Genomic DNA, 25621 nt, shown 5'->3' on the forward strand with positions numbered 1-25621 from the left:
ATTATAGTGCACGGTTTTTGGACTGTCAATACCACTCCTTGTATACATGAACACCACTTGTCCTCTACAGAAAAACAAAGACAAACTCTTGAATGAAAGCTTCTGCGCGAATACGATTCGGAAAAAAATGGAAAAAGAAGGGCTAAGGCAAGTTGCCTTAGCCCGCTTTCCTTAGGGATTGACTTTTTCCTTAAAGGTTTGCTTGCCGTCCTTCATTTCAATGATAACCGCGCTCTTAACCGGGTTGTGATTAGCATCCAGGGAAATAATACCGGTAGAAACCTGAAGGTTCTTCACCGCCGCCAAGGCTTCGGTCAGTTTCGCCGAATCAGCGCTGCCTGCGCGTTTGAGAGCGTCTACCAGCAACAAGCCGGCATCATAGCCCAACGCGGACAAAGCGCTAGGAGCTTCATTGTATTCTTTCTTGTAAGCTTCTACAAATTTAGAAACATTAGGATCCTTATCTTCTGCCGAATAATGGTTGCTGAAGAAGGTATTATTCAGTGCCGCTGCGCCAGCCACTTCCGGCAGCTTGGCATTATCCCAACCGTCGCCGCCAGTAATCGGAATGGTAATTCCCATTTCACGAGCTTGTTTGACAATTTTCCCTACTTCTTCATAGTAGCCAGGAACATACAGCACATCCGCACCAGCCGCTTTAATCTTGGTCAAGGTCGATTTGAAATCCTGATCCTTTTGCAAGAAGGCTTCTTTAATAACAACGGTGCCGCCATTTTTAACAAAATTCTCTTCAAAGAATTTAGCCAGCCCTTTCGAATAATCCGAGCTGTTGTCTACATAGATAGCCGCTTTCTTAGCGCCTAAGGTTTTCGTGGCAAAATTAGCCACTACGGTTCCCTGGAAAGGATCAATGAAACAGGAACGGAACGCATACGGCCGAACCTTACCATCTTTAACAGTCACATCCGGGTTGGTAGCTGTCGGTGTCAAAAGAGGCACTTTTGCACTTTCCGCTACCGGCAGTGCAGCCAGTGCATTCGAGCTTACTACAGGTCCGAGAACAGCAATAACTTTATCCTGATTGATTAGCTTCGTTACCGAGTTGGTAGCCTCCGATGCTTCCGACTTGTTGTCCGCCACAATCAAGTTGATTTTTTTGCCATTGATGCCGCCCGCGTCATTCGCTTGTTTTACAGCCAGTTTAATGCCGTTCAGCGTTTGCTGACCGTACGCAGCTACACCGCCAGTCAGTTCCATACTAGCGCCAATGCGAATCTCGTTAGCGTCTCCTTTAGGTTCGCTTTTGCCGCCGCAACCGGCTACCAACGCTGTTGTCAGCGTGGCTGCCAAGGCTACGCCGAGCCACTTCTGCCATTTTTTACTCACGCTACATGCCCCCTGTTTCATCTCAATCTTAGAATCTACCTTATAATGCCTGGACCTTCTCACCATGTTTCATTTTCGCGCGGATGTTACAAAATTACATAGCACATAGAAACATGTGTTTTTTGCACGGATAATCTTGTCCGTTGTCCTTTATTATATTTTCCTACATCCTCCATGTCAATCAAAAGTTCACATATTTTTTCATTTATCGACATGTAATGTTCACGATGTCGAAACATGTCTATTTTTAGACACCATTTGTTTCTTTGGTGAGGATTTTGTGATTTAGCACTCTCTTTCGCAGGAAAATACCGGGGAACATTGATTAAACAGGAGTAAAGTGAGGGCTATGACAGCAAAGAGTGAACAAGAAAATCGGAGTCACGGGAGGATACACCGGAGAAGAAAGAGGAACATGAAAAGACATAATCTCTTTAAAACCCATTTCGCGTGTGTTGTGTATTTCGCGGTTCGTTAGCAACGTCTCTCGAAATTTTTATCCAACCGCGAAAATCGCGAAATTTGATTTGTCGTCCGTACAAAGCCGCTCTATTCCTCCTTGCACAGCCTCTCAAAACTTATAAATTCTGGTGCAGCAAGAAAAAAAGCGCCGCCTCTACAGGCGGCGCTTTACTTGTTTAGTTACAAGGCAAGGGAGTATTGTTCGGATGCATCGACCAGATGCCGCAAGGGCAAATGCCTGCGCATACGCCGCAGCCAATGCAGCGGCTGTCGTCCGAAACATAGGCGAACGAACCGTCTTCCTTTATTTCCCGGGAAATAGCCTTTTCGGGACAAGATTTTTCGCACATATGACAGTCGCGGCAAGTACCACAGCTGATACAGCGCAGATAGTCTTCCTTGGCTTGAGGAACTTGACCGGTTTGGCAACGTTCGAAATACTCCGTAGAGAGGCGGCCTTGCGGCAGCGCCACTTTTTCCTTCGTTGCATAGGCTTCACCAGTCAACTCCGCATGCAATGCTTTGGCCGCTTCACGAGCGGCGCCGATGGCATCCACCAAGAGGCCGGGGCGAATGGTATCCCCTGCGGTATAAAGGCGTTCTGCCAACTTCCCTGCTGCTCCGGCTTTCATAAAGCCGCGCTCTTGGGGCAGCTCCGCAGGCAGGAAGGACAGATCCGGCACTTCGCCGATACTGATAATCACCGTATCCGCCGCCAGCATCCTTCCATCTGTCAAGCGTACGCCTTCCGCCGTTATTTCCTGGGTGGCCGCCGGCCAAAGCAGTACGCCTCCCAGCTCTTCTACATGTTCAATTTCCTTTTCAAAAGCAGCCGGCTTAGCCACGTCGATGCAAGTGACTTCTTCAGCTCCCATTTCATAGGCGCCGATAGCCACGTCCATACCTGCATTGCCGCAGCCTATGACAACGACTTTTTTGCCGATTTTCGGCTTTTGCCCACTGTTGACGGCTTTGAGGAATTCCAGCCCTTTGACCAAGCGCTCGGAACCAGGCCAGGGAATCACTTTTGACACATGGCCCCCGGTAGCCACTACCACGCCATCGTATTGTTGCCGCAGCTGTGCAAATTTCGCGGCATCCACGGTCTCATTGTTGCGATACGTTACACCCAGCGACGCCACGCGGGCTACTTCGGCTTCAAGTACTTCCGCCGCCAGACGGGAGCGGGGAATGGCCTGTTCCATTTTGCCGCCCATTTTCGCATCACTTTCAAAAACGGTTACGTCATGTCCCTGACGCACTAGTTCCCACGCAGCTGTCAGACCGGCCACGCCGCCGCCGATCACAGCAACGGTTTTGCCGGTTTTTTGCACTGCCTGCGGCAGTGTTACTTCGCGCGAATACCGTCCCAAAGCGCCGATTTGCGCAGATAAATCAATTTGACCGCGAGTACAGTCGTCCATGCACAAATTGGGGCAAACACTGCCGCAAACCGAGCCTGGGAACGGCGTGTATTCCAACACCAGACGATACGCTTCTCCTACCTTGCCGTCGCGCAGCAAGTTGAAACGATCCTGTGACGGAATGGACGCCGGGCAATTAAATTGGCAGGGAGCCGCAAAGCGGGCATTTTCCCATTGCGGTACGCGCTGACGCATCACGCCGCTCGTAACCAAACCAACTACGGAAAAATCATCCTTTACTACATCACTGAAAATACCGCCGGGAACCCACTCATTTGTCCGGAAATCAAAAAGATGGGACTCAACTTTTTTAGGCCGTTCTTCATAGGTGAGGGGTACGATTTTTTGCCATTCATTCCACTTGGTCAATTCCGCCTGCAGTTCTTTCCGTTCTACAGACTGCAAAAAATCATCCATGTGACTGGACAGATAGTCAATATCCGCCGCTTCCAAGGCGCGCACCTTTACGTCCTTGGCCGAAACACCGTGAAGCGGTCCGCGGACGTATACTACGCCGCCCACCATGCCAACGCAGGAGCGATCGCCTAGAACCGACTCGTCCGCTTCAACATCTACGCCGCAAACAACAGCAATACCGCCGGACATAAATTCAAAGGAGAAGCTGCCGCAACGCTTCAAAACCCAAAATTCAGGCGGCGCATACAGAGGGTCATGCTTCATCAAGGAGCCGGAACGCGTTCCGGCTCGGCCGCCGACATAAATACTGCCGCCAGCAGCGCAATGGGCGGTAGTATCACCGCCATCGCCTTTGACAACAATGCGGCCGCCGGCGTTCAGCCAGCCTACATCCGCCGAGGACGAGCCTTCTACAATGACTTCCGTTCCGGGCATGCACATGGACCCCACGCGCTGCCCTGGATTCGTTACCGTGAAACGAAGCGATTTTCCTTCGGGGTGCCATAAAGGACCGCCGATATCATGCTGGCCGCTGGCCAAAATATGAAATTCTGTTTCTCCCGCCGCTAGCGCCTCGCTGATGGCGGTCAGGAGTTCTTGTGTGGACAGGCGTTTTCCTCCTGCCAAAGTGTCAATCGTAAGCATCTCCAGTTCCTCCTTCTCCCTATCAGCAGACGTATTGGATGGCTAATTTTTCCGCTATGGCGCGATCAGTCGTTACCAGCGCATCAGAACGGCCGATAGGCAGCGAGCTGTTGCCTACAGGGGCCATCAGTTTCTTGAATTCGCTGTTTAGCGCCAGGGTATAATCGACAACCGCCTGAGCCGCTTTGTCGATGTCCAGACGCCCTACCAGCCGCGGGTCCTGCGTACAGATGCCTGTAGGACACTTGCCTGTGGAACAGGAGTTACAGCGCCCGTGTTCGTTGCCGACACAGCCCATCAACTGGATCAGGATCTTGCCGATAAAGACGCCGTTAGCGCCCAGGCAGATCAGTTTAAACGCATCCGCAGCCGCGTTGCCTGTAAGGCCCACGCCGCCGCCGGCGAAGATAGGAATCTGACCTTGACGGCCTTGCTTAACCGCCGCCAAGTAACACTCACGCAGCTTGGAAACCACCGGATGGCCCGTATGGTCCAGCGATACTTCATTGGCTGCGCCGGTGCCGCCCTGAATGCCGTCGATGAAAAAGCCGCCGCAAATGCGGTACGGGTCGCGAAGCAAGTTGTTGTATACGGAGACCGAAGTAGCCGAGGCGGCGCATTTGATCGCTACCGGCACCCGGAAGCCAAAAGCGGCGTTCATGGAAAGGAACATTTTCTGTACCGACTCCTCAATGGAGTACAGGCCCTGATGGTTAGGGGGAGACATAAGGTCCGCCTTGGGTACGCCACGGATGGCCTGAATATGAGAAGCCACCTTAGCCGCCGGTAAAAGACCGCCATCGCCAGGCTTAGCGCCCTGACCGATTTTGATCATCACCGCCGCCGGATCGACTTTCATTTTCGGCATAGCCTGAATGATACGATTCCAGCCGAAATGGCCGGAAGCAATCTGCAGAATCACGTACTTAAGCTGCTCGGATTCCATCAGCTTCACCGGCATGCCGCCTTCGCCGGAGCACATGCGTACTGGCAAGCCATGCTTTTCATTGAGATAGGCCGTAGCCAGCGCCAACGCTTCCCAGGCGCGAGTCGACAGCGCCCCAATGGACATGTCGCTGAAAATAATCGGATAAATCCAGCTGACTGGCGGCGTATGACCGTTTAACTGCAACGAACCGTTGGCCGAAGCCAGCGGCAGCTGCGACGGCGGAAGCACGCGCCCCAAAGGAGTGCGCATATCAAAGGTATGACGCTCCGAATCCAGCGAAGGGTCAGTCATCTGCGAAATGCGACCAACCACAATACGATCCAGCGTACGGTCAGCGTTCAGATTGGTCCGTCCTCCTCGCTTAATCGTAGCGCCGCCAGCCCGGGCCAGCAGATTCTGACGCGTATCTTCATTGCGCACTGGCCGGATGGCCTGATTAGGACAAACCTTCTCGCACATGGCGCAGCCTACACAGGCATTCGCTACAGAACGCTTCTGACGAATCACAGGCATAGCCGCATGCTCTTTTACCGGGTTGGGTACAGGGCCGCGGGATACGACGCTGCTGCGCCGTTCTACGGCCGCTTCAATAGCTCCGAAAGTACAGGCGGCTACACAGCTGCCGCAAAGAGTACACCGCTCTGGGTTATACTGTATTTTCCAGTTGAGGTCGTTGACGCCTACATCCTGGGTTCTTACTGTTTCCATCGCTCTACCTCCAACTGGTTGTTAATCAGCACGATTTCGCGCTCGTTGGGATAAATATCGCTGGCAATATCACGATCCGGCAAAATAGCGTTCAAGCCGCACACTTCCGAAGAAATAGCTTTCGTCACTGCGTCGCCGCCAATAACAACAGGCCGCAGCTTTTTGGAATCGCAGCATGTCATCATGCGTCCATCCGGCAAAAGCCCGATAACCGTGTTCGGTCCGTTGATTTCCAAATGCCCCATAGACTGACGAATGGTGGTCAGCACATCCTTGTCGGGGCGCTCTTCCATTTCACTAAACGGCAATGGCGTAATTACATGTTTATAGTACTGCAATGGCCACTTAAGTTCATGCAGCACATAATGCAAGGTATAAAGGAAATTTTGCGAATCCGACTCAAAACCGATATAGCCGCGATGCAACGATTTCTGATACTCCTTGTTTTTGGTATAGAAAGTGTTTTCCCCATTAGCGCAAAGGGTATAGCCCTGCAAGAAGAAGGGATGCGCCGCATAGCGAACAATATCGTAGTTGGTATTTTGACGGCACTGCACCACCAGGTTGCGCGCTAAAAGATCGCCTGTATCGTCCCAAAGACGGAAATAGGTGGCGATATCTCGGGGATCGCCGATTTCTTTTAGGGTCAGTACATCCGGCCAGAAAGAATACACATAGCCTTCATCTTCCGGCTCCAAAAGCGCCCGTAAAGCCAGACGGGTATCCATAAGCAGATCTTCTTTTTCTTCTGCTGGAGCGGTCGCCAAATAATCCGGATAGTCATATTGGCGGAAAATGTAGTACGGCATGGCTTGGATATCTAGGCCCGCTTTGCGGCTGCCCCGAGGAATCCATTCCTGCAGAGGAGTAAAGCCGGCAGAGTCCATATAATCCTCTACCAGTTTGGCCCCTCGCTGAGTACAAGCCAACGACAAGAGAGGCTTGTCCTTATGCTCAGCGAAACGCCCCTCCAAATCCTGCAAGGTCATAGCAAAACCGGAATTATCATGCCCTTTTTGTTGGGGCAGCATGAGCCGCAATGCGGCAGACGGGTGGAATACTTGACTGCTCTTAATGGCGCCAATTCTACACATATGACTGTCTCCCTTCCTTCTCTCTCTGCAAAACCAATCAAGCACATCGCAGCTTCAGCACAACTTTCTCCGCTGAACAAAAAAGGAAAAGACCCTGCGCAAAGTGCCGACATCCGCCGGGACCTTCCGCAGGGTCTTTTCTACCCACGGTGTAAAGAGGCGGCTTCGCCTCTCCTGTGCCGCTTGGACCAGCCGCTAAATAGCGCGGAACCCTAGGCACACTCCCTGAAAACATTTGTCTTTTTGTATACAACAGTGTTTTCATGCTAGTATTTATTATAGGCCATGGTTTTATACTGTCAATATGCATTTTAAAAATACTTTTTTTCTGACAAATCCTTTGTTTCAGGGCCGTTTCTTATGTATGTATTTTGTTTTTTGTATATTTATACTTCAAATAGGCTATAGTAAGCAAATATGCCACATCGCCATAAGTGTTAAGTCACGTACATACTAAGCCTATAACCGAGGTATTTTCTCTCTAAAAAATACCTTGAATGAAGAGTAGTATGTTTTGCATTGTTTTGCTGTATACATACATCTTCCGCCCAAAAACACAGCGTTTTTAATACTAAAAAAATCCTCGCTGCCGCTAAAAAAAGCTGCGCGAGGATTGATTCTATAGTTTATACAGTATATATAGGAAGAAATTACGCCTGAATTTTTTCCATTTCGCAAGTGCCGTGAAAAAAAGCGCCATCGGAAATATTCAAAACGGCCACCTTCACGTCCCCTGTTAAATGAGCGGTCGGGTACAACTCCAATTTACCGTTAATTTTTAGATTCCCCCGAACCGTTCCGGCTAAAATAACATTTTGAGCCTTAATATCGCCTTCAATCAAACCGCCTTCTCCTACCAACACATCGCCGTCGGTAGTAACATCCCCGGCCACTTTTCCATCAATGCGCAAGCTCCCTTTTGCTGCAATACTGCCTAAGAGTTCGCATTCTTTACTAATCATAGTTTCCACCGGAGCGGATGCTGCATCGCCTTTTTTTCTAAACATACTTCCTCCATCTTATACATTGTCCAAAAGCCTCCGAAACAACGAATCACGGTTGAAAACAAAAGCTTTGGCAGAGATTAAAAAATGAGTCAACGGCTCCTAGGAAACCGTTGACTAAATGATTCTGTCATATTTCAGGAACAAAAAGATTTCTTAAAGGAAGCTGGCCGGATTGACCACGCTGCCGTTCACGCGCACTTCATAATGCACATGCGGCCCCGTACTGTAGCCGGTACTGCCCATATACGAAATAAGCTGTCCCTTCGTCACGTGCTGGCCCACAGAAACAAGATTCTGCGAGTTATGTCCGTATAAGGTGTGGATGCCATTGCCATGGTCAATCTCCACCAAATACCCGTAGCCGCTAACCCAGCCGCTGCCCACAACCGTTCCTTCGGCTGTAGCCAAAATCGGAGTTCCTGAGTCATTGGCAATATCAATACCAGGGTGCCAGTCTCCGCTACCGCCGCCAAACGGAGAGTTACGCCAACCAAAACGAGACGTTACCGACCCGCTGGCAGGCCAAATGGATGGAGTGGCCGCCTGAACTGCTTTCTTTTCTAATAAATTGCTGCGAAGTTGACTCAAACTTTCTTCTCGTTCTTGCATTTGCACTCGAAGATCATGGACTACATTCAGCAAATCGCCTGCTGAAGGCTTTGCTTCCGGCCCGCCTTGACCGTCATAAGCAGTTCCATTAGCCGGACGGTTCACACCGCCGCGCGACACATCTGCCTTTTCCTCGCTGTTTACCATGCGGCGCAGATCAGCATCCAGCTGATTCAAACGCTGCATATCGGATTGAATGGATGCCGTCTCCTTAGCCAGCTGATCAATCTGTTGCGCTTGCACCAGATTTACTTGCCGCAATTGCTCTAGTTCCTGCTTATCTGCGTCCGCCATAGAAGCCTGGCTGCGATAGGAAAGAGTCATACCGCCTACAGCAATAACGCAAACAAAAATAGCTGCAGCAACCGTCTGTATTAACTGCAAGGGAATCCGAATTGAGCGTACATTCTGTCCATGGTGAGGCACCATCATCAACGTAAAATCTTTACGTTCTTTTTTTTGCTCCGGTTTCTTCAAAACCAATAGCCTCCTTTCTTAGGTCTTAGGAAGTAACTCCCAAAAATATTTTATTCGCCATAAAACAAAAAAATCCTGCCGTTGCAGAAATATGCAGCAGGATTTTTTTGTTTCTTTTGTTACTTAATCAATGTTTGCTTTTTGGCCTTGCCCAGGGCTTCATTCTCTTCTGTTGATAAAAGATAGCTGGAAGTACCGTGTTCTACGGGCTTAGCATAGACCCTGGATTCGGTTCGACCAAACAAACTGGACAGCACTACGCCATTGTCCTCTGAATCCAAAAGGGCAATAGCAAAACTTAAATCGCTGCCCGTATCTTCAAAGGCCCGAAAGCGTACTACGCCAACTTTTTGCACACACACGCGCGAAACCGCTGTCAGATCTTCTACCTGCTGCGTTAGCTGCTCTACCTGGCCGCGCAACTGACGCACTTCGCTGATGTGATTTTCCAGCAATTGCTCCAGATTTACGCCTTCCATACCGGTCATCAATTTCTCATAGCGTTTTTTGGCCTTGCTCATCTTGAAATTCAGACTGATGAAAAAAGTTAGCGCAATTAACACCATTACCGCAAAGACTAACAATAAATACGGTAAATAGTTCAAAATCCATTGCTGAATTTCAATTAACTCCTGTTGTCCCAAGATCGATCGCATCCTCCCCTATGTAACTACGGCTTATCCTTAAAAGCCGCACAGACCTTTGCCTAAACAGCATGCATCCGCATGTGGTATTTTACTACAAATTCCCCTAAGAAGCCACTGCTTTCCTAAGGGCTTTCATAAAATTAACTATTGCAATTTTATGGCCTTCTAAACAAACTAAAAAGAAAAACCTAAGAAGGCCAAAACAAAACCAACAGAGGCGCTACAAATACGGCTGGCAACAAGTTAGCAATGCGAATCTCCCCCAGATTTAGCATCCGCATGCTAATGCCTACAATCAAAAGCCCGCCGACGGCGCTCATCTCGGTGACAGCCTCGGTTGGCAAGGTAGCTCCAAAAGCGGCTGCAGCTAAGGAAATCCCGCCTTGATATAATAACACCGGCAGCGCCGAAAGAGCTACACCGGCGCCCATACTGGAAGCAAAAACTGCGGATGCGATGCCATCCAGCGTAGCTTTTGCATATAGTGTCGCCGCATCGTCGGTCATGCCGTCTTGAATCGATCCGACTACCGCCATAGCGCCGACACAGAACACTAAGCTGGCCGTAACAAAGCCTTGGCCGACATTGCCATACTGAGCTCCTAAACGCTGCGTCAGCCAAGCTCCCATTCTTTCCAGCCGAGCGTCAATATCTAAAAATTCCCCAATTAGTCCCCCTAGCACCATGCTGACAATGACTAATAAAATGTTTTGTGTTTTCAGCGCCATAGTCACGCCAATCAGACCAACCGACATGGCTACGCCCGATAACACGGTCTGCTGGTACCGTTCCTGAATGCCCTTGCGCAGCAGAAGCCCCACCGCCGTCCCTGCCACGATGGCCGCGGCATTGACCACGCTTCCCTGTATCATACACAACCTCCTTAAAGTCAAACCCCTTGCGTCAACTGTTGCAACGCTTTAATCGCCTCTTCTATTTCCGCATCTGTATTAAAGTAGCCTGGACTTAAACGGACAGTTCCTGTTTCCAGCGTTCCCAAAGCCTCGTGCGCCCATGGCGCGCAATGCAGCCCGGCCCGGCAAACAATTCCTGCTTTTTCTTCTAACCACAAGGCCGCTACATTACTGTCCATGCCCTCTACCGTAAAGGAAAGCACCGCCGTCTGCAGTTGTCCCGGCTTTTCCCCTTTCATGCTGATCCCCTGCATATGGCGAAGCGCAACACGCAATTTTTCAGCCAGGCCGCTCTCGCGACAACGAATTTTCTCCACTCCCGTAGCGCGCACAAAACGCACTCCTGCCAATAACCCGGCCAGACCAGGCGTATTCAACGTACCGCTTTCCAGGCAATCTGGATAAAAGGAAGGCTGTTCCCGCTTCTCCGAACTACTGCCGGTACCGCCGAAAATCAAAGGTTTCACAGAAACATGAGGAGCTACGTATAAGCCGCCTGTCCCCTGTGGTCCTAACAGGCCCTTATGACCGGCAAAAGCAATCACATGCAAACCCCAGGAAGCTTTAATATCTTCTACCCCTGCCGTTTGCGCCGCATCCACAAGCACCAAACAGCCATGCCGCGCCGCCAGAGCCGCCGCTTCCCGAATAGGCAGAATAGCGCCGGTTACATTGCTGGCGTGCGTCAAAACTAACGCTTTGGCCCCAGGCAGAGCGGCTTCCAACGCGGTTAAGTCCAGAGGACCGTCTTGGCTGGGAGTGATTTTTCGGATAATCACGCCTTGCTTTTCTAGTGCGTACAACGGGCGCACTACAGCATTATGTTCCCAAGACGACGTAAGCACCACATCACCAGGCTGCAATAAACCAAAAAGAGCCGTATTCAAGGCCTGCGTAGCATTACCGCAAAACGCAATGCGCGTCGCATCTTCAACGTCAAACAAAGCCGCAATTTCTTCTCTCGCTTCAAAAGCGATACGCGCCGCCTGCCTTGCACCCTGATGCGAACCTCGTCCTGGCGTGCCGGGAACCGCTTCAATACAGGCAGCGACAGCTTCAGCCACCGCTTTAGGCTTGGGCCAGGTTGTCGCAGCATTATCCAAGTAAATCATAGTTTCACCTCTAAAAATCACGATAGAGAAAATATGGGGAATGTGGAATGAACAGGAGTATAGGGAGGGTGCGGAGAATACCGAGGAAAAGAGGAAGACATACTAGCGTGAAAACCTCTTTCGCGTCTTTCGTGTATTCCGCGATTTGTTAGCAACATCCTACATTTTATCATCTATCTGCGAAAAGCGTAAAATTATGGTATCTACATAAAGACAACGGCAGCTTAATAAAGCTTCCGTTGTCTTTTGTTTTTATATTGTTTCACGTGAAACATGTGTAAATTTTTCTATACACTAAAAGGTCCTTGCTGCTTCATTGCAAAGCCAGCCAAATTCTGCTGCTCTTGAATTAATTCTAAAAGACGTTCTAAGTCCTCTTGGGAATAAAATTCGATTTCAATTTTACTTTTTAGTTTACCCGGTTTAATGCGAACCTTCGTCCCTAAACGGTTTTGCAACCGGTCTTCAGCGTCTTGCCAATATACATCAGGCACAATTTCATCTTTTTGACGAGGTTTACGTTCTTTTTGCCCGGCCATCAAGCGCCGTACCCATTCTTCCGCGTCTCGAGCCGACAATTCCTGCTCTAAAATGGTTTGCGCCGCTTCTTCTTGGAGCGCTTCTGTTGGCAACGCTAGAATAGGCCGAATTTGTCCGGTTGTCAATAAACCCATCGATACATGTTGTTGTACGCCTACGGGAAGGTTTAACAAACGCAAGGTATTGGCAATTAACGAGCGACTACGGCCAATCTTACGCGCTACTTCTTCTTGCGTTAGTCCAAACTCTTCCATAAGACGTTTATAGGCTTCCGCTTCCTCTATCGGATTAAGATTTTCGCGCTGCAGATTTTCAATCAGCGCAATTTCCGTCATTTCTCCGTCAGTATAATCCCGTACTACCGCAGGAATTTCTTTTAGTCCGGCTTGCTGCGAAGCTCGCCAACGACGCTCACCGGCTACTAATTCATATCCGGTCATCGTCCGCCGTACAACAATAGGCTGTAAAACGCCATATTGACGTACTGATTCCGATAATTCCGCTAAAGCGTCTTCATCAAAATGCTTTCTCGGCTGAAAGCGATTCGGTGTAATTTTACCAATCGGTACGGTGCGCACCTCTTCTGAGGCTGCATTATGGAACAAAGCATCCAAGCCGCGCCCTAAGCCACGTTGCGGTGTTTTAGACACGTCGAATCACCTCCCGCGCCAGTTCGCCATACACTTCGGCGCCTTTAGAGCGCGGATCATATTTTACAATAGGCTGCCCATAACTTGGGGCTTCGCTCAAACGAACATTCCGTGGAATAATCGTCTCATAAACCTTGCCGCCAAAGTGACTGCGAACCTCTTCCGCCACTTGCAAGGACAGATTCGTACGTCCGTCAAACATAGTCAACAAAACACCTTCTAGTTCTAACTGAGGGTTTAAGTTGTTTTGTACCAAGGAAACGGTCTGCATCAACTGAGATAATCCTTCTAACGCATAGAATTCACATTGAATGGGCACTAATAGCGAATCAGCAGCCGAAAGAGAATTAATTGTTAATAACCCTAACGAAGGCGGACAGTCAATCACAATATAATCAAATTTCTCTAAACTTTTTTGCAAAGCCCGCTTTAATTTCAACTCCCTAGAAAAAGCGCTGACCAATTCTACTTCCGCCCCAGCCAATTGAATCGTAGCCGGCACTAAAAAAAGAGACTCTAATTCAGTAGATACTACCGCCTCCTCAAGCGGAGTGTCACTAACAAGCACATCATACAAGGAAATTTGCAGCTCTTTTTTATTGATTCCTAAGCCGCTTGTGGCATTTCCTTGGGGATCAACATCTACTAACAACACTTTTTTGCCGTTTTCCGCCAAACAGGCACTCAAATTCACTGCCGTCGTCGTTTTACCGACGCCGCCTTTTTGATTGGCAATTGCAATTACTCTAGCCAAACCTTTCACCTCATACCCTTCCTAAAAAGCTTATTTTTCTTTCATTCCACATAGTGTTATCTTTTCCCTGCCATTTTCTTGTTTCACGTGAAACATTTTTAAAAAAGAAAGAGAAAAAGCTATGAACAAGAGAATCGACGACGACGCTGGATGCGCCTGACGGTATGTGAGATACCTAATGCCGGCAGGCCAAGGATGGCATATTCTCCGGTCGCCACCAGAAAGGCCAGAGAGAATGGAATAACCACACTCCCTTACCTCCCCTTCCGTTTAGCATCTAAAAACGTATATAACAGAAAAGAGAAAGAATAAAATCTCGAACACATTATTTTCCTATGCTATAATGAAGAAACCACTAATTTAGTGAGAGGAGGCGCTTGTGTCATGCCTTTTTATCATCCCATGATCAAAGAAATTGATGAAAAAGAAATGCGCCGCTATGCTGGCTTGGCCCGGGCCAAAGACTTTCCTGACAGCTTAATTAAAGAAGCGTGCGAAGAAGCGCTACTGCTCCTCCAACCCAAGGGCATTTGGCAGATATACGGTTATGATGATCGAAATCAAATCATCCTCAGCCCTACTCCTCTAAAACTAAAAAGTCAGCCTCTGATCGAGCATCTGCAAGGCTCTGTCCAAATAGCAGTTATGGCCGTAACCATCGGCGCTGAGCTGGAATATTCCATTGAAAACTGCTTTAAACAAGATCGCTACGCCCTTGGCTTACTCTTGGATGCGGCGGCTACTGCCGCCGTCGAGCAAACAGCCGATGCTGTCAATTCTTTTATTGCCCAAGAAATGTCCAAAGTCGGCCTTGTCGCTTTGCGACGTTTTAGCCCCGGTTATGGAGACTGGGATATTACGGATCAGCCTCTAGTAGTCGAAGCGGCGCAGGGTGAACAAATTCAACTGTCCGTTACCGAAAGCTGTATGCTGGTACCGCGCAAATCCGTTACCGCCGTCATCGGCCTAGCGCCTCATGAAGAACGTTTAATTTTACCCGCAAGCGAGACTGCGACTTGTCTCTATTGCGAACAAGAAAATTGCGCATCTCGAAAGGAGAACCATCGTAAATGATTGCTATTTTTGACGGTGCCATGGGCACCATGCTGCAAAATGCAGGTTTAGCCGTAGGCGCATGCCCAGAGGCCATGAATTTGGATGCATCCAATGTCGTCACCTCAATTCACCGCCAATACATAGAGCACGGCGCTACCATCATTGAGACCAATACCTTTGGCGCTAATCGCATCAAATTAAAGCATTACGGCCTCCAAGATCAAGTTTCCATAATTTGTAAAAAGGCAGTAGAAGCTGCCAAAGCAGCTTGCCGCCCGGAAACACGGATCGCTGGCTCCATTGGACCAACAGGCAAGTTGCTTCATCCTCTTGGCGATTTATCCTTTGATGAAGCCTATGATGTCTTTTGTGAACAAATTCGCGCCCTCGACGCTGCAGGCGTTGATCTGCTGCTCATTGAAACCATTATTGATATCCAAGAAATGCGCGCCGCTCTCTTGGCTGCAAAAGACACCAGCAGCAAACCGGTTATATGCCAGCTTTCCTTTGGCGCTGATGGTCGCACTGTCACAGGCACGGACCCGGAAACGGCTGCGATTTTACTTACCGCCATGGGTGCTGACATCCTGGGCGCAAACTGCTCCCTAGGACCGGAACAACTGCTGCCGGTAGTAGAAAAATTAGCCCGTGCTACGCATTTGCCCCTTAGCGTACAGCCAAATGCAGGCATGCCGCATTTGGTAAACGGTGAAACCGTATTCCCCATGTCCCCGGAAGAAATGGCCCATTGGGCGCCGAAACTAGTTGCCGCCGGCGCTTCCTATTTAGGCGGCTGCTGCGGGACCACCCCGGCTCATATCCGCGCCCTCAGCCAAGCTGCCGCTTCTCTCTCACCCGTAGAGCGCAGTAAACCCCTGGCAGGCCGTGTCGCCTTAACCAGCCGCAGCCGTACGGTTTGGCTCGGCGCTGATTTGCCGGCTGCGGTTATCGGCGAACGGATCAATCCTACTGGCCGTAAAGCCTTAGCTGCAGAAATTCGTGAAGGCAGCTTTGCCATGGTAAAACGAGATGCGCTCGCTCAAGTAAAAGCTGGCGCACAAGTATTGGACGTAAATATGGGCGTAGCTGGCATTGACCAAGCTCCCGTGATGAAGCGCGCCATTGAAGAGCTCTCCATGCTCGTCGACTTGCCGCTGGCGATTGATACCAGCGACACTGCCGCCTTGGAAGCCGGACTAAAACAATATCCAGGGCGCGCCTTAATCAACTCGGTCTCCGCCGAGCCAGAACGTTTGGAACAGTTTTTACCCTTAGCCAAACGTTACGGCGCCGCTATATTATGTCTACCTATTTCTCCGGCAGGCGTCCCTGCTACAGCCCCGGAGCGCGTAGCTGTCATCCAGGAAATCCTTGCCGCCGCCCAAGCGCAAGGTCTTAGAGAAAATGATTTTATTCTCGATGCCTTGACGCTGACAGTTGCCGCCGAAGCGGATGCAGCCCTGCAAACACTCGCTACGCTGCGCTCCTATCGTCAAGAATTCGGTTACCCCAGCACCATGGGGCTCAGCAATATCTCCTTTGGCCTTCCTGCGCGGGACGCTATCAACACTTCCTTTGCCGCTATGGCCTTTGCCGCTGGCTTAGACGCCCCGATTCTCAATCCCTTGCATCAAGGCATGATGCAGACGGCAGCCGCGTCTATGGCCCTTACAGGCCGCGACAGCAATGGTCGTCGTTATAGCCAAGTCTTCGCCCAGGCGCAGCCGCAGACTGCTACGCCTGCAGCAACAGCTACACCGGCGGACATCTTGGAACGCCTGCGTCAAGCCGTTATTGAAGGAGAAAAAGAAGCCGTACCGGCTTTAGTAGAAGAAGCGTTAGCTCAGGGTCGCTCTTCGTTAGAAATTACGGATCAGGGCCTTACCGCCGCCATGACGGAACTAGGCGAAGCTTTTGGCGCTGGCCGCTGTTTCCTTCCCCAAGTTCTTTTAGCCGCCGAAACCATGCGCCAGGCATTTATTACGCTAAAAGACCGGCTTCCCGGAGAAGCTACGCTTTCTCTAGGAAAAGTAGTCTTGGCTACCGTCAAAGGCGACATTCACGATCTGGGAAAAAACATCGTCGCCGCGTTACTGGAAAACAACGGCTTTACGGTCATTGACCTCGGCAAAGACGTGCCTATTGAAGCCATTGTCGCCGCCGTCAAAGAACACCAAGCAGATGCCGTCGGCTTATGCGCTCTAATGACCACCACGTTGCCGGCGATTGACGCTACCATCAGCGCCTTGCGCCAAGCAGGGCTGCAAGTTCCGGTCATCGCCGGCGGCGCGGTAGTCACAGCCGATTATGCAGAACAAGCCGGCGCACAAGCCTACGCCCCGGACGGCGTAGCCGCTGTCCAGATCGCCAAGAAACTGTTGGGCTAAGCACGTACGAAAGATTGAACAAGAGTCACGGCGAGAACCAGAAGAGGGTACGCTAGAGGACACGAATAATCTATTTTTAACAGGAGTATAGGGAGTAGAAAGAGGGCTCGAATGAGAGTTAAGATATTGATATTTTAGTAAAGCTAAAACGGCTGTTGCAACATGTATTAGTACATGCCGCAACAGCCGTTTATTTATATCCGGCTATGCCATCCTTGGCATAGCCGGCATTAGGTACATCACTGTCATACTCCTGTTAAATATTACATACTCAGTAACCCTCTATCGCACCCTCACGTGACTCCGGTTCTCTTGTTCAATCCAACTCCGTCATGCCCTCCCTTTACTCACTCTACTCCTGTTAAATTATACGCAATCTTTATTTCCCAGCCGCTTTTTTCTTAGGAATACGCAGCTCCACAATAATGTCATCATCTTCTTGACGCTGCTGCATCTGTACGGCAAGCCCATTTTTTTTCATTGTATCAGCCACCTGCTGAATGGTATTCAAGAAAATACGCACATCCCGAATCACGCCAGTCAAACGCTTCCGTTCTTTTTTCTTGCTCTTCCCGTTTGCCTCTTCTTCCACAGGCAACTGCTGACGGCAGACAATTAGCTCCTCCGTCTGACGCACATTAAGCTGTTCGGCGCAAACCACAGCCAGCACCGCTTCTTGCTCCTCCGGAGACTCCAGCTTCAAAAGCGCGCGAGCATGACGCTCCGATAAACGCTCTTCTTGCAACCGCTTCCGTACCTGCGGCGTCAGCTTTAACAAGCGCAATTTATTGGCCAGCGTAGATTGGCTTTTACCCACTCTTTTAGCCAATTCTTCCTGTGTAAAACCAAATTGCACTATGAGCAATTGAAAGCCTTCGGCCTCTTCGAGAAAATGCAAATCTTCGCGCTGCAAATTTTCAATCATGGCCATCTCGGCCATTTCCTTATCGTCAATCTCGCGCGCAATCACAGGCACTTCCGTCAAACCAGCCAGTTTCGACGCTCGCAAACGCCGCTCGCCAGCAACCAGCTCAAATCCTTCTTCTAGAGGACGCACCAATAAGGGCTGCAGCACGCCAAACTCACGAATCGACGCGGCCAGCTCCTCCAACGATTCGTCATGAAACGTCTCCCGCGGCTGAAAGCGATTGGCCTGAATGGTTTCGATTAAAACAGAACGCACTTCTTGCTGCTTCGGCTCTGCTTCAGCAGCAGCCTCCGTCTCTATGGTCGCCTCAACCGCCGCTGGCGCTTCTTTCGAGATCTCTTCGTTAATTTCTTCTTTTGTTTGTCCAAAGCCAAAAAGCTTCGTCAAAGGATTCATGGATTTCCACCCTTTCCCCGATTTTAATATCACAAAATCGGGAAGCTATGTAATGCTACATTGATTATAGCATGCGTTGATCTTGTTTTCATAGAGCCTGTATAACGATACCAAAAGTCCTTTAGAAGCACGAAATACGGCGCAACGGAGGCACAGATAATGGATTGAACAAGAGAATCGGAGTCACGTGAGGGTACGAATGAGTGGCACATTTTAAACAGGAATAGCGGGCGACGGCGAAGGCGGAAGAAAGTAATAGGATCTCACCATGCTTCCTATTTCCCGGGAAATAAATATAGCTATTTCTGTATTCCTTACTTTTCAGCCCTCCTATCGTACCCTCCCTTGACTCCCTCTACTCTTGTTCGATGTACGTTCCCCCGTTAGATCAATGGCTTTTTCTCCGGCAGTCCCGCGCGGCGCGGGTAGGCCTTAGGAGTTGCCTTTACTTTTTTCAAATAGATTACTGCTCGTACATCCTCTAAACCCGGGAGCTGCACCGGTTTCACCTGCGCGACTTCTGCTCCCAAAACGCGCAAAGCGCGCTCTGCTTCAACTAATTCAGCCTCATATTGGGCACCTTTAAGAGCTATAAAATAACCTCCAATTTTTACCAGCGGCAGGCACAGCTCACACAATACCGGCAGCCTCGCTACCGCTCTGGAAGTAACAAAATCAAATACCTCGCGTAGCTCTTTCTTTTGACCGGCTTCCTCCGCTCGATAGTGCAATACCGCTACGTCTTTCATGCCGGTGGTCTCAATGACAGCCGTTAAAAAATTCAAACGCTTCTGCAAAGAATCAATTAAAGTCAGCTTCAAATCAGGCTGAAACAGCTTTAGGGGCACCCCGGGAAAACCAGCGCCAGTGCCCACATCCGCTATGGAAGCGCCTGAAAAAAACAATGTCTCGTCAAAAGCGGTTAAAGAATCCACCATGTGCTTTACTGCTACTTCCGCAGGTTCAGTAATCGCGGTCAGATTCATTTTTTGATTCCACTCTACCAATAATTGATAATAGATATCAAATTGTCGAATCTGTTCTTCAGACAAATTATAACCGCTTGTCGCAGCGGCTTGCCGCAAATGTTCTATAAAACTCATGCTTCTTCCTCCCTGCGCCGCTGCTCCAGGTGTACCAACAGCACTGCAATATCCGCAGGGGATACGCCGGAAATACGCGAAGCCTGCCCAACCGAGCGCGGCTTAATCTCCTGCAGTTTTTCCCTGGCTTCTACAGCCAACCCTTGCAAGGATAGATAGTCCACATGACTCGGCAGCAGCTTACTTTCCAGTTTTTCCGCTCGCTGCACTTCTTCCAGCTGCTTTTTAATATATCCTTCATATTTCGCGCCAATTTCTACTTGCTCTTTTACGTCCGCTGGCAAAATAGGAGCTTCTAAATGCGCTTCTAGCATAGCGTAGGTCACCTCGGGGCGACGCAGCAAACCATATAGAGAAATACCGCTTTTCAGCTCGCTGCTTCCCATTTGCGCCAGCGCCTGCTGCACCGCTGGAGATGGTCCGATATGCCTCTCCCGCAGCTGTGCCGCCGCTTCTTCGATCGCTGCTTTCTTAGCCTGAAAGCGCGCATATCGTTCATCATTGACCAAGCCAACTTGGCGTCCTTTTTCCGTCAGTCGCAAATCCGCATTATCCTGACGCAAAAGCAAGCGATATTCCGCCCTGGAAGTCATCATCCGATACGGTTCATTCGTTCCCTTGGTCACCAGGTCGTCAACCAGTACGCCTAGATAGGCGTCACTGCGGGACAATACCAAAGGCTCTTTGCCCTGTACCTTACAGGCAGCATTAATTCCTGCTATCAAGCCTTGTCCCGCAGCTTCCTCATAGCCGGAAGTGCCGTTAGACTGCCCAGCGGAAAAAAAGCCTGCAATCTCCTTATGTTCTAACGTCGCCGCCAGCTGCGTCGGATCCAGACAATCGTAATCAATAGCATAGCCGGCGCGCATAATTTCTACTTTTTCCAAACCTGGGATGGTCCGCAAAAAAGCCAGCTGCACATCCATAGGCAGACTGGTAGACATACCTTGTACATACATTTCTTGCGTATTACGTCCTTCTGGTTCCACAAAAAGCTGATGCGCTTCTTTTTCGGCAAAACGGACGATCTTCGACTCAATGGACGGACAGTAACGCGGCCCCACGCCTTCCACTACGCCCGTATACATCGGCGCCCGATGCAGATTTTCCCGAATAATTCGGTGCGTTTCCGCATTGGTATACGTCAGCCAGCAAGGAAGCTGTTCTCTCGTTGCTACGTCACTAAGAAAAGAAAAATTATGACACTCCTCATCGCCTGGCTGAACAATCATTTTTGAAAAATCCAAGGAACGAGCGTCAACCCTCGCAGGCGTGCCGGTTTTAAAGCGCATTAACTTAACGCCATGCTTTTTCAAGGAAACCGTCAAATTTTCAGCTGCTCGTTGTCCATTAGGACCGCCAGCGTAAACGGTCTCACCAATAATAATTTTACCGCCCAAATACGTCCCTGACGCCAAGACTACGCAGGAAGCTTCGTAAACCTCACCCGTTTCGCAGCGAATACCCTTGACAGCCCCCTGCTCCACTAACAGTTCCTCTACCAGTAATTGTTTGATGAAAAGTCCAGGCTGGTTTTCCATGACTTCCTTCATACGCCGCTGGTATACTACCTTGTCCGCTTGCGCCCGTAAAGCGTGGACCGCAGGGCCTTTGCCGGTATTGAGCATACGCATCTGGATACAAGTAAGATCCGTATTGACGCCCATCTCGCCGCCTAACGCATCGATTTCCCGCACAAGATGTCCTTTCGCAGATCCGCCTACGGCCGGATTGCACGGCATCAAGGCAATATTATCCAAGTTCAGCGTAGCCACCAGCGTTGAACAGCCCATGCGCGCTGCCGCTAACGCCGCTTCGCAGCCGGCATGGCCGGCGCCGATGACAATCACATCAAAACTTCCTGCATGATACAAAGCCTTATCCTCCTTGCAGGCGTCCTCTCCGACACCTTGCGCTTACTTATTTACCGATGCAAAACCGGCTGAAAATCTCCGTAATCATATCCTCGCCCACGGTATCGCCAGTAATTTCACCCAGCAAAGTCCAGGCGGCACGCAAATCGATAGACAAACAATCCAGCGGCATGCCTGCAGCCGCTGCATCCCCTACTTCCTGTAAATGACCCACCGCTTGCTGTAAGAGCGCCTCCTGGCGCACATTAACCGCTAAAAGCCCTTCTCCTTGACTCGCCGCACCGCAATACACCTGCTGTATGATAGCTTCCTCCAACTCCTCTAAGCCGGAAGCAGAGGCAAGAGATATACGCAGCACCTGCTGCTGCGGCGCCAAGGCGCGAATTTCTTCCTCACCCCACAAAGAAGGCAAATCGCTTTTATTTAATAGCACCAGGCTTTTTTGCGCTCCCAAAAGCGCCAGCACTTCCTTATCCTCTGCGCTTAAGGGACGCGAGGTATCCAGCAGCACCAACACCAAATCCGCTTGCTGCAGCATTTGCCGGCTGCGCTCCACCCCCAGCTTTTCTACAACATCCTCGGTTTCACGAATACCGGCGGTATCAATAATACGCAAAGGTACGCCACGTAGATTTACGTATTCCTCGATCACGTCCCGCGTCGTACCGGGAACATCCGTTACGATGGCCCGCTGTGTCCGCACTAACGCATTTAGGAGGCTGGATTTGCCTACATTAGGCTTGCCCAAAATAACCGTAGCTAAGCCCTCGCGCAACACTTTTCCCTGATCAGCCGTATCTAATAAGCGCTGCAAACTCGCTGCTCCTAACGCAGCTCCCTCAGCAGCCTGACGGGCGCTGACTTCTTCAATCTCTTCTTCCGGAAAATCAAGCAGCGCTTCAATATGAGCGATTAACGCCAACAGGCGCTCCCGCTCTGCGCGAATAGCAGCAGCCAGACCGCCCTCTAAATGCCGCACCGCCAGCCGCAAAGACGCTTCTGTTTTAGCGCGGATGACATCCATCACCGCTTCGGCCTGTGTCAAATCCAAGCGACCGTTCAAAAAAGCGCGCTTTGTAAATTCCCCGGGCTCGGCCAACCGAGCGCCGCAAGACAAGGTTAACGCGAGAATACGACGCAAGGAAACATGACTGCCATGGCATTGAATCTCCACCACATCTTCCCGGGTATACGAATGCGGCGCCCGCATCACCAATAGCAATACTTCATCAACCATAGCATCGTCTGCAGGATTTACCACTTTGCCGTACGAGGCATAGTGAGAAGGCAAATCGGCAAGCTTACGTCCTGAAGCGCTCCGAAACAAAGCCTCTCCAACGGTCTGCGCCAACGGCCCTGAAACACGCACAATACCCACACCGGCTTCTCCCGGAGCCGTCACAATGGCGCTGATCGTATCTTCAGCCATAATCCTTCCTCCTTAATAAAAACGCCCCACAACATAGCGTACATGCGAAAGTACACCAGTTTGCGGGGCATTGCACACCATTTCATCACGCTATTTTACGATTTTCTAGCGTTTTAAAGCAATTACTACTTTACGATTCGGCTCTTCGCCTTCGCTATACGTAGAAATCCGGCGATCATCCTGCAGCGCCATGTGAATAATTTTACGCTCATGCGGCGTCATCGGCTCTAAGACAACCGGTTCGCCCATACGCTTCACTTTGCTGGCCAAGCGCTGCGCTAAACGCGTCAGCGTTTCCGCCCGCCGCCGCCGATATTCTTCCACATCAATGACGAATTTCATTTTTTCTTCTGCATCACGGTTCGCAGCCAAATTCGTCAAATATTGCAGCGCATCCAAAGTCTGACCATGCTTGCCAATCAAAATGCCCAAATCTTCACCGCGCAGATTAATGGACACAGGGCCTTCTTCTTCCGGCACAGCCACTTCCAATTCTACTGCAATATGCATGGCTTGAAACAAGTCGCTTAAAAACTGTTTTCCTACAGTCAAGGCATCCAAAGGACGCACGCTGACTAAAACCCGAGCCGGCTTGCCGCCGATAAAACCAAATAGCCCTTTACTAGGCTCTTCCAGTATTTCCACCGTAACTCGGTCTTCACTGACACCTAACTCCTCCAAAGCGCTGGCAAGCGCTTCTTCCATAGTTTTAGCCGTTTTTTCCACAGATTTCAGCATATTGTTCCTGCCCCCTTATCCGAGCTTACGCCGCCTCGCGGCTCATCCACCATTGCTGTACGATCTGCACCGTATTCATCGTTACCCAGTACAATACCAGGCCGCTGGAGAAGGTCGTACTAATATAGCCGATAAACAGAGGCATGAACATCAGCATCATTTTCGCCTGCTGATTCATCTCTGTTGACGTCTGCTTTTGCTGGTAATATGTCGTCAAAGCCGACAATACGGGAAGAATGTACAAAGGATCTGGCTGCGCTAAATCGACCAGCCACAAAAAGGATGTCGCACCATTAAAGGTAAAGTCGCGCAAACCGTAAAAAATAATAATGAAAATAGGCATTTGCAGCACAAGAGGCAAGCAACCGGCCATGGGATTTACGCCGGTTTCCTTATAAAGCTTAATCATTTCCTGCTGCAGTTTTTCCGGTTTATCTTTGTATTTAGCCTGCAGTTCCTTCATTTTAGGCTGCAAAATTTGCATGCCCTTCATGGATTTTACCTGCTTAACAGTCAACGGGTACATAAGCATTTTAATGACCAGAGTCATCAAAATAATAGCTAAACCGTAGCTGGGAAATCCCAGCGTTGCTGTTAATTGGTAAAAAATATTTAAAATATCCTGTAATACCAAAATCGCCGAATCGAATAATTCGAACAAAATCTCACATCCTGTCTTTTTTTTAAACCCACAAAAAAACTTACGTCAATACTTTCTATCTATTGTACAGGGTCATATCCTCCCGGGTGAAAAGGGTGGCATTTAGCTAAGCGCTTTACAGCCATCCAGGTACCGCGGGCGACGCCGTATTTTTCAATCGCAAGATAAGCATATTCAGAACAAGTCGGCATAAAGCGACAAGTTGGCGGCTTTAACGGGGAAAGAAACTTTCGATAAAAAACGATGGCTCCCATGAGCAAACGCTTCACGATTCCTCTCCCCCTGTTTGCCACACCTTACTTTTTCGACAAATATGCCTAAAAGATTCGGCTACAGCCTCATAATGGCTGCCCACCATAGGTTTTCTGCAAATAAAAACAAGCTGCACTCCTGTTTTAAGATAATCACGGTTTAAACGAAACGCTTCCTTCAAAAGTCGTTTACAACGGTTGCGCACCACAGCGCATCCCAAACGCTTGCTGACGGAAATGCCTACTTTTCGTTCCGTGCCTTCTACAGGAAGTACATACAAGACCAGCATGCGGTTAGCTAAAGAACGTCCTTCTTTATATACCGCTTGAAATTCTTGATTTTTGCGTAGCTTCTCACACTTTTTAAAACAATGCATGCTTTCCTCAAGCCGAAGTCCGAATGGAAAAAATAGGCCACGCTTGGCGGCCTATTATGCGGACAGTTTTTTGCGGCCTCTTGCGCGTCTTTTCTTTAAAACCAGACGGCCACCTTTTGTCTTCATGCGCTCACGAAATCCATGGGTTCTTTTTTTCCACAGATTATTCGGTTGATACGTACGCTTCATTCTGTTGCACCTCCTTGCTACAGGCATAAAGCCGTTGTACCCGTAACTATTCAAATTATATGCAAGACGCAAGAAGGTGTCAAGAAAAATCCCTTGCTAATTCCAGATATCCTGTTGATAACTTGCTTTTTACCCTGCGGATAACACAAAAACCTGTTGATAACTTCCCTTTGTTTTGCTAATATAGACACACAAGAAGTTCCGCGCACACCTTTAAAAAAGGTAAATCCACAGCAGATATCCACAGTTATCCACAACTCACGCTACTTATCAACAACTTTATCCACAAAAACAGCAACAATCAGCAAGGGCCGTATTATCCTGAAAATAATTAGGCCTTTTTACTTTTTAAAAATCTGTTGCTGTTGTTTTTTTTCGCCAAAAACCCTTATTATTCCATTTTTTATACACATCTGTTGATAGTTTGTGGATAACTTATTTTTTTGTGTATGGTTTTTGTTGATAAAAGAGGCCAT

Annotated in this window: 22 protein-coding genes; 2 read left to right on the plus strand and 20 right to left on the minus strand. The window is 49.4% G+C overall.

Translation table 11 applies throughout. The features are described from left to right. Positions 1-171 precede the first annotated feature (171 nt). The 11 genes from C508_RS0102900 to C508_RS0102950 all read right to left on the minus strand — a co-directional run bounded on the left by C508_RS0102900 (position 172) and on the right by C508_RS0102950 (position 13756). Positions 172-1347 carry an ABC transporter substrate-binding protein gene (locus C508_RS0102900; RefSeq protein WP_018702037.1) on the minus strand — a complete coding sequence of 392 codons (1176 nt, stop codon included), beginning with the start codon at positions 1345-1347 and terminating at the stop codon, positions 172-174. A gap of 638 nt (positions 1348-1985) precedes the next feature. Then, the gene (locus C508_RS0102905) at positions 1986-4295 is read right to left on the minus strand and encodes an FAD-dependent oxidoreductase (protein WP_018702038.1); all 2310 of its coding nucleotides are present in this window, start codon (positions 4293-4295) and stop codon (positions 1986-1988) included. Positions 4296-4317: 22 nt separating this feature from the next. After that, complete coding sequence (locus C508_RS0102910) at positions 4318-5952, minus strand: glutamate synthase-related protein (protein ID WP_018702039.1); 1635 nt, start codon at positions 5950-5952, stop codon at positions 4318-4320. Next, the gene (locus tag C508_RS0102915) at positions 5940-7046 is read right to left on the minus strand and encodes a class II glutamine amidotransferase domain-containing protein (RefSeq protein WP_018702040.1); all 1107 of its coding nucleotides are present in this window, start codon (positions 7044-7046) and stop codon (positions 5940-5942) included. Before C508_RS0102915 ends, C508_RS0102910 begins: the two co-directional genes overlap by 13 nt. A 650-nt stretch (positions 7047-7696) precedes the next feature. Beyond that, entirely contained in the window at positions 7697-8053 is a 357-nt protein-coding gene (locus C508_RS0102920) for a bactofilin family protein (RefSeq protein ID WP_018702041.1), read from the minus strand. A gap of 153 nt (positions 8054-8206) precedes the next feature. Further along, positions 8207-9139, minus strand: coding sequence for a M23 family metallopeptidase (locus C508_RS0102925; protein WP_018702042.1), 933 nt, complete (start codon positions 9137-9139; stop codon positions 8207-8209). A 119-nt stretch (positions 9140-9258) separates the two neighbouring features. Continuing rightward, positions 9259-9795 carry a DUF4446 family protein gene (locus C508_RS0102930; RefSeq protein ID WP_037351043.1) on the minus strand — a complete coding sequence of 179 codons (537 nt, stop codon included), beginning with the start codon at positions 9793-9795 and terminating at the stop codon, positions 9259-9261. Between the two features lie 179 nt (positions 9796-9974). Continuing rightward, positions 9975-10658, minus strand: coding sequence for a DUF554 domain-containing protein (locus tag C508_RS0102935; protein WP_018702044.1), 684 nt, complete (start codon positions 10656-10658; stop codon positions 9975-9977). 17 nt (positions 10659-10675) lie between these two features. Next, complete coding sequence (locus C508_RS0102940) at positions 10676-11812, minus strand: aminotransferase class V-fold PLP-dependent enzyme (RefSeq protein ID WP_018702045.1); 1137 nt, start codon at positions 11810-11812, stop codon at positions 10676-10678. 287 nt (positions 11813-12099) lie between these two features. Then, the gene (locus C508_RS0102945; protein WP_018702046.1) at positions 12100-13002 is read right to left on the minus strand and encodes a ParB/RepB/Spo0J family partition protein; all 903 of its coding nucleotides are present in this window, start codon (positions 13000-13002) and stop codon (positions 12100-12102) included. Next, a complete protein-coding gene (locus C508_RS0102950; RefSeq protein WP_026319319.1) occupies positions 12995-13756 on the minus strand; it encodes a ParA family protein in 762 nt (253 codons plus the stop codon). Before C508_RS0102950 ends, C508_RS0102945 begins: the two co-directional genes overlap by 8 nt. 384 nt (positions 13757-14140) lie before the next feature. Here C508_RS0102950 and C508_RS0102955 point away from each other — a divergent pair, with 384 nt between their 5' ends. After that, on the plus strand, positions 14141-14830 hold the full coding sequence (locus tag C508_RS0102955) for a hypothetical protein (RefSeq protein WP_018702048.1): 690 nt from the start codon (positions 14141-14143) through the stop codon (positions 14828-14830). Further along, a complete protein-coding gene (locus C508_RS0102960; RefSeq protein WP_018702049.1) occupies positions 14827-17199 on the plus strand; it encodes a homocysteine S-methyltransferase family protein in 2373 nt (790 codons plus the stop codon). Before C508_RS0102955 ends, C508_RS0102960 begins: the two co-directional genes overlap by 4 nt. Before the next feature lie 379 nt (positions 17200-17578). Here C508_RS0102960 and C508_RS0102965 read toward each other — a convergent pair whose 3' ends face one another. The 9 genes from C508_RS0102965 to rpmH form a co-directional block, all read right to left on the minus strand. After that, positions 17579-18523 carry a ParB/RepB/Spo0J family partition protein gene (locus C508_RS0102965; RefSeq protein ID WP_018702050.1) on the minus strand — a complete coding sequence of 315 codons (945 nt, stop codon included), beginning with the start codon at positions 18521-18523 and terminating at the stop codon, positions 17579-17581. Positions 18524-18906: 383 nt separating this feature from the next. Beyond that, complete coding sequence (gene rsmG / locus C508_RS0102970; RefSeq protein ID WP_018702051.1) at positions 18907-19626, minus strand: 16S rRNA (guanine(527)-N(7))-methyltransferase RsmG; 720 nt, start codon at positions 19624-19626, stop codon at positions 18907-18909. Next, positions 19623-21500, minus strand: coding sequence for a tRNA uridine-5-carboxymethylaminomethyl(34) synthesis enzyme MnmG (mnmG, locus tag C508_RS0102975; protein WP_018702052.1), 1878 nt, complete (start codon positions 21498-21500; stop codon positions 19623-19625). The genes rsmG and mnmG overlap by 4 nt, the downstream gene beginning before the upstream one ends. Positions 21501-21546: 46 nt before the next feature. Continuing rightward, on the minus strand, positions 21547-22929 hold the full coding sequence (gene mnmE / locus C508_RS0102980; protein WP_018702053.1) for a tRNA uridine-5-carboxymethylaminomethyl(34) synthesis GTPase MnmE: 1383 nt from the start codon (positions 22927-22929) through the stop codon (positions 21547-21549). 105 nt (positions 22930-23034) lie between these two features. After that, positions 23035-23667: an RNA-binding cell elongation regulator Jag/EloR gene (jag, locus tag C508_RS0102985; RefSeq protein WP_018702054.1), complete on the minus strand. Its 633-nt coding sequence runs from the start codon at positions 23665-23667 to the stop codon at positions 23035-23037. Positions 23668-23692: 25 nt separating this feature from the next. Continuing rightward, complete coding sequence (locus C508_RS0102990) at positions 23693-24328, minus strand: YidC/Oxa1 family membrane protein insertase (protein WP_018702055.1); 636 nt, start codon at positions 24326-24328, stop codon at positions 23693-23695. A gap of 59 nt (positions 24329-24387) precedes the next feature. Continuing rightward, positions 24388-24582: a membrane protein insertion efficiency factor YidD gene (yidD, locus tag C508_RS0102995; RefSeq protein ID WP_051086785.1), complete on the minus strand. Its 195-nt coding sequence runs from the start codon at positions 24580-24582 to the stop codon at positions 24388-24390. Positions 24583-24593: 11 nt separating this feature from the next. Continuing rightward, positions 24594-24956 (minus strand): ribonuclease P protein component, encoded by a 363-nt coding sequence (gene rnpA / locus C508_RS0103000; RefSeq protein WP_018702057.1) that lies wholly within the window; start codon positions 24954-24956, stop codon positions 24594-24596. 54 nt (positions 24957-25010) lie between these two features. Continuing rightward, positions 25011-25145: a 50S ribosomal protein L34 gene (gene rpmH / locus C508_RS0103005; RefSeq protein WP_018702058.1), complete on the minus strand. Its 135-nt coding sequence runs from the start codon at positions 25143-25145 to the stop codon at positions 25011-25013. Positions 25146-25621 lie beyond the last annotated feature (476 nt).

The organism is Anaeromusa acidaminophila DSM 3853 (assembly GCF_000374545.1).
Taxonomy (GTDB): Bacteria; Bacillota; Negativicutes; order Anaeromusales; family Anaeromusaceae; genus Anaeromusa; species Anaeromusa acidaminophila.

Coding starts and splice junctions, on each gene's coding strand:
- C508_RS0102905 (WP_018702038.1), bottom strand. CDS start 4,295: ATGCTTACGATTGACACTTTGGCAGGAGGAAAACGCCTGTCCACACAA.
- C508_RS0102910 (WP_018702039.1), bottom strand. CDS start 5,952: ATGGAAACAGTAAGAACCCAGGATGTAGGCGTCAACGACCTCAACTGG.
- C508_RS0102915 (WP_018702040.1), bottom strand. CDS start 7,046: ATGTGTAGAATTGGCGCCATTAAGAGCAGTCAAGTATTCCACCCGTCT.
- C508_RS0102920 (WP_018702041.1), bottom strand. CDS start 8,053: ATGTTTAGAAAAAAAGGCGATGCAGCATCCGCTCCGGTGGAAACTATG.
- C508_RS0102930 (WP_037351043.1), bottom strand. CDS start 9,795: ATGCGATCGATCTTGGGACAACAGGAGTTAATTGAAATTCAGCAATGG.
- C508_RS0102935 (WP_018702044.1), bottom strand. CDS start 10,658: ATGATACAGGGAAGCGTGGTCAATGCCGCGGCCATCGTGGCAGGGACG.
- C508_RS0102940 (WP_018702045.1), bottom strand. CDS start 11,812: ATGATTTACTTGGATAATGCTGCGACAACCTGGCCCAAGCCTAAAGCG.
- C508_RS0102955 (WP_018702048.1), top strand. CDS start 14,141: ATGCCTTTTTATCATCCCATGATCAAAGAAATTGATGAAAAAGAAATG.
- C508_RS0102960 (WP_018702049.1), top strand. CDS start 14,827: ATGATTGCTATTTTTGACGGTGCCATGGGCACCATGCTGCAAAATGCA.
- C508_RS0102965 (WP_018702050.1), bottom strand. CDS start 18,523: ATGAATCCTTTGACGAAGCTTTTTGGCTTTGGACAAACAAAAGAAGAA.
- rsmG (WP_018702051.1), bottom strand. CDS start 19,626: ATGAGTTTTATAGAACATTTGCGGCAAGCCGCTGCGACAAGCGGTTAT.
- mnmE (WP_018702053.1), bottom strand. CDS start 22,929: ATGGCTGAAGATACGATCAGCGCCATTGTGACGGCTCCGGGAGAAGCC.
- jag (WP_018702054.1), bottom strand. CDS start 23,667: ATGCTGAAATCTGTGGAAAAAACGGCTAAAACTATGGAAGAAGCGCTT.
- yidD (WP_051086785.1), bottom strand. CDS start 24,582: ATGGGAGCCATCGTTTTTTATCGAAAGTTTCTTTCCCCGTTAAAGCCG.
- rnpA (WP_018702057.1), bottom strand. CDS start 24,956: ATGCATTGTTTTAAAAAGTGTGAGAAGCTACGCAAAAATCAAGAATTT.
- rpmH (WP_018702058.1), bottom strand. CDS start 25,145: ATGAAGCGTACGTATCAACCGAATAATCTGTGGAAAAAAAGAACCCAT.